The sequence below is a fragment of the Bradyrhizobium forestalis genome, assembly GCF_002795245.1.
GTDB classification, from domain to species: Bacteria; Pseudomonadota; Alphaproteobacteria; order Rhizobiales; family Xanthobacteraceae; genus Bradyrhizobium; species Bradyrhizobium forestalis.
Window position 1 is genome coordinate 121,281 of record NZ_PGVG01000009.1, and the last position, 12,825, is coordinate 134,105.

General features: G+C 64.8%; 14 protein-coding genes. 6 read left to right on the forward strand and 8 right to left on the reverse strand.

The genetic code is table 11. The features are described 5' to 3' along the window. Positions 1-158 precede the first annotated feature (158 nt). From CVM73_RS13490 to CVM73_RS13505, 4 genes are all read right to left on the reverse strand, one after another. On the reverse strand, positions 159-1,103 hold the full coding sequence (locus tag CVM73_RS13490) for an electron transfer flavoprotein subunit alpha/FixB family protein (RefSeq protein WP_100232467.1): 945 nt from the start codon (positions 1,101-1,103) through the stop codon (positions 159-161). Further along, positions 1,103-1,852 (reverse strand): electron transfer flavoprotein subunit beta/FixA family protein, encoded by a 750-nt coding sequence (locus CVM73_RS13495; RefSeq protein ID WP_100232468.1) that lies wholly within the window; start codon positions 1,850-1,852, stop codon positions 1,103-1,105. The genes CVM73_RS13490 and CVM73_RS13495 overlap by 1 nt, the downstream gene beginning before the upstream one ends. A 125-nt stretch (positions 1,853-1,977) precedes the next feature. Continuing rightward, positions 1,978-2,550 (reverse strand): cob(I)yrinic acid a,c-diamide adenosyltransferase, encoded by a 573-nt coding sequence (locus CVM73_RS13500; protein WP_100232469.1) that lies wholly within the window; start codon positions 2,548-2,550, stop codon positions 1,978-1,980. Positions 2,551-2,552: 2 nt separating this feature from the next. Further along, on the reverse strand, positions 2,553-2,747 hold the full coding sequence (locus CVM73_RS13505; protein WP_028178512.1) for a twin transmembrane helix small protein: 195 nt from the start codon (positions 2,745-2,747) through the stop codon (positions 2,553-2,555). A gap of 309 nt (positions 2,748-3,056) precedes the next feature. Between CVM73_RS13505 and CVM73_RS13510 the strand changes: the two genes are divergently transcribed. Then, complete coding sequence (locus CVM73_RS13510) at positions 3,057-3,950, forward strand: YihY/virulence factor BrkB family protein (RefSeq protein ID WP_100232470.1); 894 nt, start codon at positions 3,057-3,059, stop codon at positions 3,948-3,950. On the opposite strand, the gene CVM73_RS13515 is transcribed toward CVM73_RS13510, so the two are convergent. The 3 genes from CVM73_RS13515 to CVM73_RS13525 form a co-directional block, all read right to left on the reverse strand. Beyond that, positions 3,877-5,145, reverse strand: coding sequence for an ATP-binding protein (locus CVM73_RS13515; protein WP_100232471.1), 1,269 nt, complete (start codon positions 5,143-5,145; stop codon positions 3,877-3,879). The two genes, CVM73_RS13510 and CVM73_RS13515, sit on opposite strands and share 74 nt — an antisense overlap. A 115-nt stretch (positions 5,146-5,260) precedes the next feature. Continuing rightward, a complete protein-coding gene (gene gluQRS, locus CVM73_RS13520) occupies positions 5,261-6,130 on the reverse strand; it encodes a tRNA glutamyl-Q(34) synthetase GluQRS (RefSeq protein WP_167406819.1) in 870 nt (289 codons plus the stop codon). Then, positions 6,130-7,128 carry a nucleotidyltransferase domain-containing protein gene (locus CVM73_RS13525; RefSeq protein ID WP_245452294.1) on the reverse strand — a complete coding sequence of 333 codons (999 nt, stop codon included), beginning with the start codon at positions 7,126-7,128 and terminating at the stop codon, positions 6,130-6,132. The genes gluQRS and CVM73_RS13525 overlap by 1 nt, the downstream gene beginning before the upstream one ends. Between CVM73_RS13525 and CVM73_RS13530 the strand changes: the two genes are divergently transcribed. From CVM73_RS13530 to CVM73_RS13545, 4 genes are all read left to right on the forward strand, one after another. After that, complete coding sequence (locus tag CVM73_RS13530; protein ID WP_100232474.1) at positions 7,081-7,728, forward strand: DNA-3-methyladenine glycosylase family protein; 648 nt, start codon at positions 7,081-7,083, stop codon at positions 7,726-7,728. The genes CVM73_RS13525 and CVM73_RS13530 overlap by 48 nt on opposite strands. 158 nt (positions 7,729-7,886) lie before the next feature. Then, positions 7,887-9,650: a flavin-containing monooxygenase gene (locus CVM73_RS13535; RefSeq protein WP_100232475.1), complete on the forward strand. Its 1,764-nt coding sequence runs from the start codon at positions 7,887-7,889 to the stop codon at positions 9,648-9,650. Positions 9,651-9,773: 123 nt separating this feature from the next. Further along, the gene (locus CVM73_RS13540; protein WP_100232476.1) at positions 9,774-10,751 is read left to right on the forward strand and encodes a peptidyl-alpha-hydroxyglycine alpha-amidating lyase family protein; all 978 of its coding nucleotides are present in this window, start codon (positions 9,774-9,776) and stop codon (positions 10,749-10,751) included. A 202-nt stretch (positions 10,752-10,953) separates the two neighbouring features. Beyond that, positions 10,954-11,511, forward strand: coding sequence for an HNH endonuclease (locus tag CVM73_RS13545; RefSeq protein ID WP_100232477.1), 558 nt, complete (start codon positions 10,954-10,956; stop codon positions 11,509-11,511). 18 nt (positions 11,512-11,529) lie between these two features. Here the strand turns inward: CVM73_RS13545 and CVM73_RS13550 are convergent, their stop codons facing one another. Continuing rightward, positions 11,530-12,411: a DMT family transporter gene (locus CVM73_RS13550; RefSeq protein ID WP_100232478.1), complete on the reverse strand. Its 882-nt coding sequence runs from the start codon at positions 12,409-12,411 to the stop codon at positions 11,530-11,532. Positions 12,412-12,559: 148 nt separating this feature from the next. Here CVM73_RS13550 and CVM73_RS13555 point away from each other — a divergent pair, with 148 nt between their 5' ends. Further along, positions 12,560-12,781: a dodecin gene (locus CVM73_RS13555; protein WP_100232479.1), complete on the forward strand. Its 222-nt coding sequence runs from the start codon at positions 12,560-12,562 to the stop codon at positions 12,779-12,781. Positions 12,782-12,825: the final 44 nt, after the last annotated feature.

The following is a 12,825-nucleotide window of genomic DNA, read 5'->3' on the forward strand; positions in this document are numbered from 1 at the left end:
CCGGGAGGTCTGATCTGACCAGAAGCCTGATTTAATCAGAACCTTGGCTCGAAACCTAGATTGGATCGCTTCGAAGGCGCCCCCCACGCCAAAGAAAACGCCTCAGAAATGCAACACCGGCCGGAGTTTATACCTCCGGCCGGTGTTTGTGATGCCTTTTACTTGCCGAGCTTGCCGAGTTCGGCCGTCAGCTCCGGAACCGCCTGGTAGAGATCGGCGACCAGGCCGTAGTCGGCGACTTGGAAGATCGGCGCGTCCTCGTCCTTGTTGATCGCAACGATCACCTTGGAGTCTTTCATGCCGGCCAGATGCTGGATCGCACCGGAAATGCCCACGGCGACATAGAGCTCGGGGGCTACGACCTTGCCGGTCTGCCCGACCTGCCAGTCGTTCGGCGCATAGCCGGCGTCCACCGCCGCGCGCGAGGCACCGACACCGGCGCCCAGCTTGTCGGCGAGCGGCTCGATGTACTTGGCGAAGTTCTCGCGGCTCTGCATGGCCCGGCCACCGGAGACGATGATCTTGGCCGAGGTCAGTTCGGGACGGTCGCTCTTGGCGACTTCCTCGCCGACGAAGGTCGACAGGCCCGGATCAGCGGCCGCCGCCACGTTCTCGACCGGCGCGCTGCCGCCCTCGCCCGCAGCGGTGAAGGTCGAGGTCCGCACCGTGATGACCTTCTTGGCGTCCTTCGACTTCACCGTCTGGATGGCGTTGCCGGCATAGATCGGACGCTCGAAGGTATCGGGCGCGACCACCTTGATGATCTCCGAGACCTGCATGACGTCGAGCAGGGCTGCGACGCGCGGCATCACGTTCTTGAAGCGCGAGGTCGCCGGCGCGACGATCGCGTCATAAGACGGAGCCAGCGAGACGATCAGCGCGGCCAGCGGCTCGGCGAGATCGTGCGCGTAGAGCTCGCCGTCGGCGAGCAGCACCTTCTTCACGCCGGCAAGCTTGGCGGCAGCATCCGCCGCGGCCTTGGCGTTCTGGCCGGCCACCAGCACCTCGACGTCCGCGCCGAGCGCGGCGGCCGCGGTGAGGGTCTTGTTGGTCGCATCCTTGAGCGACGCATTGTCGTGTTCGGCAATCAGAAGCGTCGTCATCAGAGCACCCCGGCTTCGTTCTTGAGTTTCGACACCAGCTCGGCGACGTCCTTGACCTTGACGCCCGCCTTGCGGCCTGCCGGCTCCGTCGTCTTGAGAACCTCGAGGCGCGCGGCGACATCGACGCCGGTATCGGCAACGGTCTTCTCCGCGATCGGCTTCTTCTTCGCCTTCATGATGTTCGGCAGCGAGGCATAGCGCGGCTCGTTGAGACGAAGGTCGGTGGTGACGATCGCCGGTCCCTTCAGCTTCACGGTCTGCAGACCGCCGTCGACTTCGCGGGTGACCTTGAAGTCGCTTCCTTCGACTTCGAGCTTCGAGGCGAAGGTCGCCTGCGACCAGCCGAGCAGCGCGGCCAGCATCTGGCCGGTCTGGTTCGAGTCGTCGTCGATCGCCTGCTTGCCGAGGATGATGAGACCCGGCTGCTCTTCGTCAGCAACCTTCTTCAGGATCTTCGCGACGGCGAGCGGCTCGACGGTGCCTTCAGCCTTCACCAGGATGCCGCGATCGGCGCCCATGGCAAGACCGGTGCGGATCGTCTCCGACGCCTGCGCAGGTCCAATGGAGACCACCACGACCTCGGTCGCCTTGCCGGCTTCCTTCAGGCGCAGCGCTTCCTCGACCGCGATTTCGTCGAACGGGTTCATCGACATCTTGACGTTGGCGAGTTCAACGCCCGATCCATCGCCCTTGACGCGGACCTTGACGTTGTAATCGACCACCCGCTTTACCGGCACTAAGACCTTCATCGATCCTCTTTCACTCAATTTGGGAGGGGGGTATCAACTGGCGCGGAACCTAAAGGCCTGATCCGGCCCGGTCAACGCGCGATGCGGCCAATTTTTAGACCTTAGAAATGCGCCGCCCAAATGGGTCAGCGGTTCTGGCCCGGAACCCAGAGCACGTCACCGGCGCCATCATGGTTAGCGGCGCGGCTCGCCACGAACAGGAAGTCCGACAGGCGGTTCATATACTGGATGCCAGCCGCGCTGACCGTCTCGCCCGGTCGAGCCGCCAGTTCCACGATGACGCGTTCCGCCCTGCGGCATATCGTGCGCGCCACATGCAGATAGGCGGCGGCCGGTGTGCCGCCGGGAAGCACGAAGGAGGTCAGCGGCGCGAGCTTGTCGTTGAGCGCGTCGATGTCGCGCTCGAGCCGCTCGACCTGGCTCGTCACCACCCGCAGCCGTTCGGCTTTCCCCTCCCGTTCGGGCACGGCGAGATCCGCGCCAAGGTCGAACAGATCATTCTGGATGCGGCCGAGCATCGCATCGAACTCGGGCATGTCCCGGGTGTGGAGCCTGACCACGCCGATCGCGGCGTTGGTCTCGTCAACGGTGCCATAGGCCTCGATGCGCAGATCGTATTTCGGACGCCGCTCGCCGGTTCCGAGCGCCGTCGTGCCGTCGTCACCGGTCTTCGTGTAGATGCGGTTCAGCACCACCATGATTAACGCCCCATCGCCCAGACAGCGAGCATCGCGATGATGATCGCCACGAACTGAAGCAGCACGCGCCAGCGCATCAGCTTCTGCGAGGTGTTGGGCGAGCCGCCGCGCATCATATTGATGAGTCCGAGCAGCAGCACCAACGCCACGGCGCCGGCTGCCGCCGGCAGGATAAAAGTACTCAGGAGAGATGCCATTCGGGGTAGATAACACCGTGTGCGCCGGTCCGCCATCTCCCCAGTTCGTCATTCCGGGGCGATGCGGCGGGATCGAGCGAAGCGAGGCCCGGCGCGTCGAGCCCGGAATCCATCGTGCCACTTGCGCTGCGGCTAGATGGATTCCGGACTCGCGCTTCGCGCGCCCCGGAATGACGGCGGGGCGCTTCGCGATCTGGCTTTTGAGCCAATAATGTCAGAAGCTAGCTGGATGATTTCCGATTTGCGTCCCTCGCCGACCGTCTTCCCCTCTCCCCGCAAGCGGGAGGAGGAAGCAGTACAGGGCAAGCCGTGAAAGCGATCCGCTACATCTACGTCGTCGTGATGGACGCGTTCTACACGTTCCTCGCCGACGACGGCTGGGCGATCGCTAGCCACATCGCCTTGTCGACGCTGATGGCGCTGTTCCCGTTCCTGATCGTGCTGACCTCGCTCGCCGGCTTCGTTGGCTCCAAGGAACTGGCCGACCAAGCCGCCAGCCTGATGCTGCAGATCTGGCCCAAGCAGGTCGCCGATTCGATCTCGGGCGAGGTCCATGACGTGCTGACCACCACCCGCACCGGCATTCTGACCATCGGCGCGGCATTGTCGGTCTATTTCGCCTCCAACGGCGTCGAGGCGCTGCGGGTCGCGCTCAACCGCGCCTATGCGGTGGTGGAGATGCGGCGCTGGTACTGGCTACGGTTGGAATCAATTGCCTACACGCTGATTGCGGCGTTCACCGCGCTCGCGATGGCGTTCCTGATCGTGCTCGGTCCGCTGATCATCGAGGCCGCGCGGCGCCACATTCCGCTGTTCGTCGAATCCAACGAAAGCATTCTCACCTGGCTGCGCTACGGCATCACGATCAGCGCGCTGGTGGTGGCACTGTTCATCCTGCACGCCTGGCTGCCGGCGGGGCGGCGCAGCTTCCTCCAGATCATGCCGGGCATCATCTTCACGGTGGTGGCGTCGCTGGTCTCCGGCGTCGTCTTCGGACAGTATCTGGCGCGCTTCGCCAACAACTACGTGACGATGTATGCGGGGCTCGCCTCGGTGATCATCGCGCTGGTGTTCCTATATTTCATCGCTGCGATCTTCGTTTACGGCGGCGAACTCAACGCCGCGATCATCAAGTCGCGGCTGCCTCACGGCGTGTCGCTTCAAGCAGCGCAGTCGCTAAAGCCCGCGGAGACACAGGCTTGACCAGGAAGGCGTCGGCACCGGCCTCGCGCGAGGCTGCCTCGTCCTCGCCGCGGCCGGACACGCCGATGATCGGGATCTGGGCCAGCGGCGTCGGCAGCGCGCGAATCCGCCTGATGGCCTCGATGCCGTCGATGCCCGGCAGCACCATGTCCATCAGCACCGCGTCGAACGCGCCCTGCTCCAGCCGGTTCACGGCATCCTCGCCGCGCCCGATGAACTCGGCATGATGGCCAAGCTCGGTCAGGATGGTATTGAGCACGACGCGGCCGAACGGGTTGTCCTCGACGCTGAGCACGCGAAGGGCGGCCACTGCCTCGGGCTCGCCGCCGTTCTTCGCCTTGCGGGTCTTGCCCGCCCCCGCCGCATCCAGCGACACCGTCAACGTGAAGGTGGCGCCGCCGCCGCGGCGCGGAGCGACGGTGATGTCACCGCCCATCGCACGCGCCAATTGCTTGACCGAGGAGAGCCCCAAGCCGGCGCCGCCGAAGCGTGAGGCGATGGTGACATTGGCCTGGGTGAACGGGCGGAACAGCCGCTTGATCTCGGCCATGGTCAGGCCGATGCCGCTGTCGGACACCGCGAAGGCGACGCCGACCCTGCCCTTGCCCTTCGCTTTGCCTTTGGCAGGACGCCACGGCTCGACTGCGAGCGCCACGCCGCCCTGGTCGGTGAATTTCACGGCATTGTCGATCAGGTTCTCGAGCGCGGCGCGCAGGCGGACGGGATCACCAACCACGAGTCCTGGGAGCTTTTCGGAGATCTTGACCTCGGCCTGGAGACCTTTGGCCGCGGCGCGGCCGGCCAGCGAATCGCCGGCGCTGCGGGCGAGCGTCCTGAAGTCGAACAGGTCCTGCCGCAGCGTGCTGCCGCCCTTTCCCGCCCCCTTGCCCGTTCTGGCGGCATCCACGAACAGCGTGGCAAGGCTCGCCAGATGCTCGGCGCCGGCCTTGATGGTGTCGGCCCAGCGCCGCTCCCGTTCGCCGAGATCGGACGTCGCGAGCAGGTCGCTGATCGCCAGAATGCCAGTCAGGGGGGTGCGGACCTCATGGGCAAAGGCGGCCAGCGCCGCCTGGACGACGTCCGGCGCGACGGCCTTGGTGCTGCGCTTGCGCAACCGGCCGGCCGCCCTGGGCCGCTTCCGAGGCAGCCGCCTGGACGTCCGCGTGGTGCGCACTGGACGCGTTTTCGCCGCCATGAATCCCCTTCGAAGTACCCTCTTCGAACCCCGCGCTGGGAACCCCGCGCTACCCAAGCATGGCACGGAGGAACACCCGGAGTCACGGCGACGTTTTGCTAACCCCCAGAGAAACTTAACCTAATCCCACCAGCCGGCGGATGCGGGCAGCCGTGATGCCGGCCGCGCGCAATTCGCGCAGACCGGTCGAGCGGCTCGACTTCGACAACTTCCGGCCGGCCTCATCGCGAATCAGCCGGTGATGGCGATAGGCGGGCTCGGGCAGGCCGAGCAGGACCTGGAGCAAGCGGTGCACCGAGGTGGCGTAAAACAGGTCCTGACCCCGCACGATCTCGCTGACGTCCTGGAGCGCGTCGTCGACGACCACCGACAGATGGTAGCTGGTCGGCGTCTCCTTGCGGGCCAGGACCACATCGCCCCAGGCCTCCGGCCGCGCCGGGACGATGCCGCGCTCGCCATCGGGCCCCTCGCCGTGCTCGTTCCAGGTCAGGTCGGCGGTGCGACGGCAGGCGGCTCCCATGTCGAGCCGCAGCGCGTAAGGCGCGCCTGATGCGATCAGCTGCGACCGCTCGTCGGCCGACAGTGATTTGGCGTCGCCGGGATAAAGCGGCGCGCCGTCGGGATCGCGCGGCCACGGCCCGTCGGCCTCGCGCGCGGCCACCAGCTTTGCAATCTCGGCCCGGCTTTCGAAGGCAGGATAGACGAGACCCAGCGCAGAGAGCTTTTCCAGCGCGGCGCGATAGTCGGCGAGATGTTCGGACTGCCGGCGCACCGGCGTCTGCCAGGAGATCCCGAGCCAGGCGAGATCCTCGTAGATCGCCGTCTCATATTCCGGCCGGCAGCGCGTCGCATCGATGTCCTCGATCCGCAGCAACAGCCGCCCGCCGATCTCTCGCGCGCGATCGAAGTTGAGCAGCGCGGAATAGGCGTGGCCGAGATGCAGGAAGCCGTTCGGGCTCGGGGCAAATCGGAAAACGGGTGGCATCAGGTGAGCCGAAACGGAAGAACAGCTCCGTTCTCACGTTCGAGGCGCTCCACTACGTTGCGGTAAAATTGTTCTGCCCGACGGACCATCTCTTCCGACGCACTTGGCCCGCTACCTTCGTAGAGACTACGGGCAAGCTCGAACTCTGTATCGAGGAAGCTGGCCACGGTCCGCGGCAGAGGCGCTGAGCCCAGTTCGTGTGTGATCGCCTTCCGAGCCATGAGATCGACGACCTCCGATTTCAGTTCGCTCGGCGGGTCGCACTCCTCCATGAGGGTCGGAAAATGCATCGGCGCCACGGCATCGGTGGGATGCATGCGCAGCCATCGCAAAGCGGCGGCCGGTCGAAGTGCATAGAAGATTTTCTTTTGCGCAACGCTCGTCCCATCCCCGAAATAGACTCGCCGCTGACGCTCGCCGAGATGAAGATAGTGACGGCAGACGGCCTTCCGGCTCGCGGCCTCCCTGGCAAACGCCAGGAACTCGTCGCGAAACCACGCCTGCCCCCGGTAAACGACGGGCGAACACAGCCACTCCACGATCACCGCATTGCCCTTCAACAGTAGCTGCAATGCCTTGCGCAAGTCCCAACCGTTTGCGTCGAGATCTCCTTCGAGCGGGAGCTCGATGACGTCACGACTGACCCATGGCGTAATGTGATCGGCCGCGCGGCGCACATAGACAAACCGACAATCATAGTCGCTGTCGGGGGACGCAAAACCCCAGGCGCGGCTTCCACTCTCGATGGCCAGCGGCAGGAAGACCCGGTGTTCATCGACGACGCGGTCCAGCATGGCATCGATCCCAGCGACTTTCTCGCCGTCCATCTCCACAGGAATACTTCTCAAAGTCATCGAACGCTTCCAGGATTCCGATAGTATGGTCTTAATCTTATCGTCCCAAGCCGTCCACAGGACGCCAAATCCGCATCGCGGCGAGCCGATGACGTCATGACCATCCACCTCGAAACCCAGTCCGATCTCGAAGAGGCCGTTCACGCGCTGATCAAGCGCGATTCGCGCCTCAAACCCGTGCTCGAGATCGCGGGCATGCCGGCGTTGCGGCGGCGCGAGCCGGGTTTTACGGGGCTGGCACACATCGTTTGCGGGCAGCAGCTCTCGACCGCGAGTGCCTCGGCGATCTGGGGACGACTGTCGGCCGCCTTCGATCCGTTCGATCATGACGCCGTGCGCCGTGCGCGCACCGACCGGCTGGGGCGGCTCGGCCTGTCCGCCGCCAAGATCAAGACGCTGAAGCATCTGGCGCGCGAGATCACCGCGCAGCGGCTGAACCTCGACGTGCTCGCGGAGGAAGATGCCGACGCCGCGCATCACACGCTGATCGCGCTGCCGGGCATCGGCCCCTGGACCGCGGACGTCTATCTGTTGTTCTGCCTCGGCCATGGCGATGCCTGGCCGGCCGGCGACCTCGCCGTGCAGGAAGGGATTCGCATCGGCCTTGGCCTTCAGGCGCGGCCGACGGAAAAACAGATGGCGCCGCTCGCCGAGCCCTGGCGTCCCCTGCGCGGCGCGGCGGCGCATCTATGGTGGAGCTATTACCGCGCGGTGAAGAAACGCGAGGGCGTGCTCACTGCCTAGGCCCAAGTCACCCTGAACAAGTCACCCTGAAGGAGCGCATTCCCACCAGGCAGAGCCATATGCTCTCACGGCTCGGGTAAAGCGCTTTGGACGATCACTGATCCAGTATAGCGTTCGGCCAGAGAGGAAACGCCGCGAAGACGGCCACGAGGTCGCGCATGCTGGACAGGACGAAGGACATTTCCGTCGCTGCACAAGCCTGGCTCGATGATTTCGAGCGCATGCTTGGCAAACCCGATTCCGCTGCGCTCGCCGGCCTGTTCGTTGCCGAATGTTTTTGGCGCGACGTGCTGGCGCTGAGCTGGAACCTGCAAACCACCGCCAGCCGCGATGCAGTCGCGCAAGCGTTGACGGAGCTCGCGCCCAAGGCCGCGCCGATCAATTTCAAGGTCGCTCCCAATCGTGCGCCGCCGCGATGGGTGATGCGCGCCGGCACGAACAATATCGAGACCATCTTCAGTTTCGGGACCGCGATCGGCCGCGACAGCGGCATCGTGCGGCTTGTGCCCGATGCCGCCGACGGCGACCGTCTGAAAGCCTGGACGCTGTTGACTGCACTCGACGAGCTCAAGGGATTTGAAGAACAGCTCGGTACCTCGCGGCCGCGGGGGCAGGCCTATTCGCGTGATTTCCGCGGGCCGAACTGGCTCGACCAGCGCAATGCCTCGCTCAACTATGCCGACCGCGATCCGGTCGTGCTGGTGGTCGGCGGCGGCCAGGCCGGACTTGCCATCGCGGCGCGGCTGAAGCAGCTCAAGGTCGACACGCTGATCGTCGATCGCGAGGCGCGGATCGGCGACAACTGGCGCAAGCGCTATCACGCGCTGACGCTGCACAACCAGGTGCAGGTCAATCACCTGCCCTACATGCCGTTTCCGCCGAACTGGCCGACCTATATTCCCAAGGACAAGCTCGCCAACTGGTTCGAGGCCTATGTCGATGCCATGGAGCTGAACTTCTGGACCGGCACCGAGTTCGAAGGCGGCGCCTATGACGAGGCCAATGGCCATTGGACTGTGGCGCTGCGGCGCGCCGACGGCAGCCGGCGCACCATGCATCCGCGCCACGTGATCATGGCGACCGGCGTCAGCGGCATCGCCAACGTGACTGATATTCGGGGCCTCGACAATTTCAAGGGCACACTGCTGCATTCCAGCCGCTACGAGGACGGCGAGAGCTGGACAGGCAAGCGCGCCATCGTCATCGGCACCGGCAACAGCGGTCACGATATCGCGCAGGATCTGTATTCCAGCGGCGCCGAGGTGACACTGGTGCAGCGCTCGCCGACGCTGGTCACCAACATCGAGCCGTCGGCGCAGCTCGCCTATGCCACCTACAACGAGGGCACGCTCGAGGACAATGATCTGATCGCGGCGTCGATGCCGACGCCGCTGACGAAGAAGACGCATGTGATGCTGACAGAGCAGTCGAAGCAGCTCGACAAGGAGCTGCTCGACGGCCTTGCCCGCGTCGGCTTCAAGCTCGACTTCGGCGAGGCCGGCACCGGCTGGCAGTTCAAATACCTCACCCGCGGCGGCGGTTATTACTTCAACGTCGGCTGCTCCAACCTCATCGTCGAGGGCAAGATCAAGCTCAGGCAGTTTTCCGACATCGACAGCTTCGTCACCGAGGGCGCGCGGATGAAGGACGGCTCGACCATTGCAGCCGACCTCATCGTGCTCTCCACCGGCTACAAGCCGCAGGAATATCTGGTACGAAAGCTGTTCGGCGATGCCATCGCCGACCGCGTCGGCCCGATCTGGGGTTTTGGCGACGGTCACGAGCTGCGCAACATGTATGCGCGCACGAAGCAGCCCGGCCTCTGGTTCATCGCCGGCAGCCTCGCGCAATGCCGGATCAACTCGAAATACCTCGCGCTCCAGATCAAGGCGATCGAGGAAGGGATGCTGGGGCGGACATAACCACAGCCGTCATTCCGGGGCGCGCGTCAGCGCGAGCCCGGAATCCATTTATCCCCGACGTTGTCGTACGATGTATTCCGGGTTCACGCTTCGCGTGCCCCGGAATGACCAGAGGAGAGATCAATGCCAACCATTCTCGGCAGCGGCGAACACCGGTACCGCGTCGTCGAGAACTTCGCGAAATTGCCCGACGGCTGGCAGCTCACCGACGTCGCCTCGGTCGCGGTCGACAGCCGCGACCGCATCTACGTGTTCAACCGCGGCGCCCATCCGATGGTCGTGCTGGACCGCGAAGGCAATTTCCTCCGCAGTTGGGGCGAAGGCCTGTTCTCCCGCGCGCATGGCCTGCACATCGATGCCGACGACAATCTCTATTGCACCGATGACGGCGATCACACCGTGCGCAAATGCACCACCGACGGCAAGGTGCTGCTGACGATCGGCATCCCGGCAAAGCCGGCGCCGTTCATGAGCGGCGAGCCGTTCCACCGCTGCACCCACACCGCGCTGTCGCCGAAGGGCGAGATCTACGTCTCCGACGGCTATGGCAATGCGCGCGTGCACAAGTTCACGCCCGACGGCAAGCTGATCAAGAGCTGGGGGGAGCCGGGCACCGACCCCGGCCAGTTCAACATCGTGCACAATATCGCCACCGATGCCGACGGCTGGGTCTATGTCGCCGACCGCGAGAACCACCGCGTCCAGGTCTTCAACGGCGAGGGCAAATACGAGACGCAGTGGAACAATCTGCACCGCCCCTGCGCGCTGTGCTGCTGCGGCGGGACCAAGAGCCCGACCTTCGTGATTGGCGAGCTCGGCCCCGGCCTTGCCATCAACCGCAATGTGCCCAACATCGGCCCGCGGCTGTCGATCGTGGACGCCAGGGGAAATCGCATCGCACGAGTTGGCGGCGAGGAGGGCCCGGGCGTTGCCAGCGGCAAATTCCTCGCGCCGCATGGGGTCGCGCTGGACTCAAGGGGCGACATCTATGTCGGCGAGGTCGGCGTCACCAATTGGGAGACCAGCTTTCCGGACGAGGAGATGCCGGCGGCGGTGCGCACGACGCGGTGCCTGCAGAAGCTGGAGCGGGTACGGGAGTAGCTGCCGTGGCAAGGCCAGCCCACGCTGGGGCGGGCGGTTCCACGCCCCCGGGATCGCGGCTTTTTGAGCACTTTTGCCACCCCGGCGCCGCATTGCTTGCGCCTGAATAAGTCGCTCAACGGGCTTCACAATCCCGTCACGCTGCATGTAGTATGTCAATACATGCTGCTTCGCAGCGTACATTGGAGGCCGGGAGCGTTACTTGAACGCACATGTCTCGCAAGGCAGTTGGCCGGTGTTGGTGCTGAATGCGGACTTCCGGCCGCTGAGTTACTACCCACTGTCTCTGTGGTCGTGGCAGGACGCGATCAAGGCGGTGTTCCTCGACCGCGTCAACATCGTAGCGCATTACGATCAGGCGGTTCGAAGTCCCACGCTGGAAATGCAGCTGCCGAGCGTCGTCTCGCTCAAATCTTTCGTCAAGCCGACCACCCATCCCGCCTTCACCCGATTCAACGTCTTCCTGCGCGATCGTTTCGCCTGCCAATATTGCGGCTCGCCCGAAGACCTCACCTTCGATCACATCATCCCGCGCAGCAAAGGCGGCCAGACCACCTGGGAGAACGTGGTCGCGGCGTGTTCGCCGTGCAATCTGCGCAAGGGCAACCTCACGCCGGCACAGGCAAAGATGTTTCCGCGCCAGAACGCGTTCGCACCGACCGTGCACCAGCTCCACCGCAACGGCCGTCTCTTCCCGCCGAACTATCTGCACGACAGCTGGCTGGACTATCTGTACTGGGATACGGAGCTGGATCCGTAGGAGGCGAGGCTCCGCGCATTATCCCCGCTGCAAGGCGAGTGTCACGCCGCCGAGCGTGAGCGCCATCGCCGTCCATTCGCGATAGCCCAGCGGCTCGCCGAGAATGATGGCGGCGGAGACCACGCCGATAACGGGCACGATCAGCATGCCGGTCGAGGCCGTGGTCGGCGGCAGACGGCGCAGCGTCTCGAACCAGGTGACGTAGCAAAGGCCCATTGGCACCAGGGTCATATAGACGAAGCAGCCGAGCCCGAGCGGGGTGATCGCGGTGACGTCAGGGTGCTCGAACGCGACGCCGAGAATCAGCATCGTGGCGCAGCCGAGCCCGACCTGCCAGGCGACGACGACCAGCGGCGGCATCGGCAGCGGCTTGCGGTTGATCACGTTGCCGAGCGCGAACAGGATGGCACAAAGCAGCGCCAGCACAATGCCCAGCAGCTTGTCGGCGCTGAACGCAAGGCCGTTGCCGCTCAGGAGCAGCGTGACGCCGGCAACGCCAAGCACGAGCCCGAAAATATCCCGCGGGGCCGGCCGCGTGTGCAGCACCGGCCAGGCGAACAGCATCGCCCAGATCGGCATTGTATAGGCGAGCAGAGCGCCCTCGCTCACACTCACATATTTCATCGCGACCGTGCCGAGACCCATCCAGGCAAAGACGTTGGTGAAGGTCGCAAACAGCAGCCGCGGGACCGCCTCGCGCGGAACGGCGAAAGACTCCTTCCGGCTCAGCACCAGGGTGCCGAGAATGAGCGAGGCACAGGCCCCGGCAAGTCCTCGTGCGAACAGAGGCGGCCATTGCTGCAGCAACAGCTTCATCAGCGGCCAGTTCAACGCCCAGCCGAACGCCGTCACGCAGAGGCAGAGAGAGCCGATCGTCCTGTCGCGCCGCGCCGAATCCATGGACAGCGCTTAGCAGGCGGACGCCGGCCGCTCCACCTCGGCTGGTGCATGCGGGCCATCGCGCAGGACGGAACCGGACTGCCTGACGCTCGTTCAAATGGGAGCACACGCGTCGACGCGTGCCGCAGCGCAACCGAGGGAGGCCATCATGCCTGCAGCTGAGAGAGACCATGTCTACAAGATCCTGGACCTGGTCGGATCGTCCGAGACCTCGATCGAAGACGCGATCAAGAACGCGATCAGCCGCGCGTCGAAGACCGTTCGCGAGATGAAGTGGTTCGAGGTGGTGCAGACTCGTGGCCACATCGAGAACGGCACTGTCGGCCACTATCAAGTAGCCTTGCGCGTAGGCTTCACGCTCGAAGACTGACGGCGGCCCTCTCGTCGGAAGCGATCCGCAAACCTCCGAAGCGG

What these genes read in the sequence shown, in the direction of transcription:
- CVM73_RS13505 (WP_028178512.1), bottom strand. Translation starts at nt 2,747, where the DNA reads ATGGCATCTCTCCTGAGTACTTTTATCCTGCCGGCGGCAGCCGGCGCC.
- CVM73_RS13530 (WP_100232474.1), top strand. Translation starts at nt 7,081, where the DNA reads ATGACCATCCACCTCGAAACCCAGTCCGATCTCGAAGAGGCCGTTCAC.
- CVM73_RS13515 (WP_100232471.1), bottom strand. Translation starts at nt 5,145, where the DNA reads ATGGCGGCGAAAACGCGTCCAGTGCGCACCACGCGGACGTCCAGGCGG.
- CVM73_RS13490 (WP_100232467.1), bottom strand. Translation starts at nt 1,103, where the DNA reads ATGACGACGCTTCTGATTGCCGAACACGACAATGCGTCGCTCAAGGAT.
- CVM73_RS13540 (WP_100232476.1), top strand. Translation starts at nt 9,774, where the DNA reads ATGCCAACCATTCTCGGCAGCGGCGAACACCGGTACCGCGTCGTCGAG.
- CVM73_RS13550 (WP_100232478.1), bottom strand. Translation starts at nt 12,411, where the DNA reads ATGGATTCGGCGCGGCGCGACAGGACGATCGGCTCTCTCTGCCTCTGC.
- gluQRS (WP_167406819.1), bottom strand. Translation starts at nt 6,130, where the DNA reads ATGCCACCCGTTTTCCGATTTGCCCCGAGCCCGAACGGCTTCCTGCAT.
- CVM73_RS13555 (WP_100232479.1), top strand. Translation starts at nt 12,560, where the DNA reads ATGCCTGCAGCTGAGAGAGACCATGTCTACAAGATCCTGGACCTGGTC.
- CVM73_RS13495 (WP_100232468.1), bottom strand. Translation starts at nt 1,852, where the DNA reads ATGAAGGTCTTAGTGCCGGTAAAGCGGGTGGTCGATTACAACGTCAAG.
- CVM73_RS13535 (WP_100232475.1), top strand. Translation starts at nt 7,887, where the DNA reads ATGCTGGACAGGACGAAGGACATTTCCGTCGCTGCACAAGCCTGGCTC.
- CVM73_RS13500 (WP_100232469.1), bottom strand. Translation starts at nt 2,550, where the DNA reads ATGGTGGTGCTGAACCGCATCTACACGAAGACCGGTGACGACGGCACG.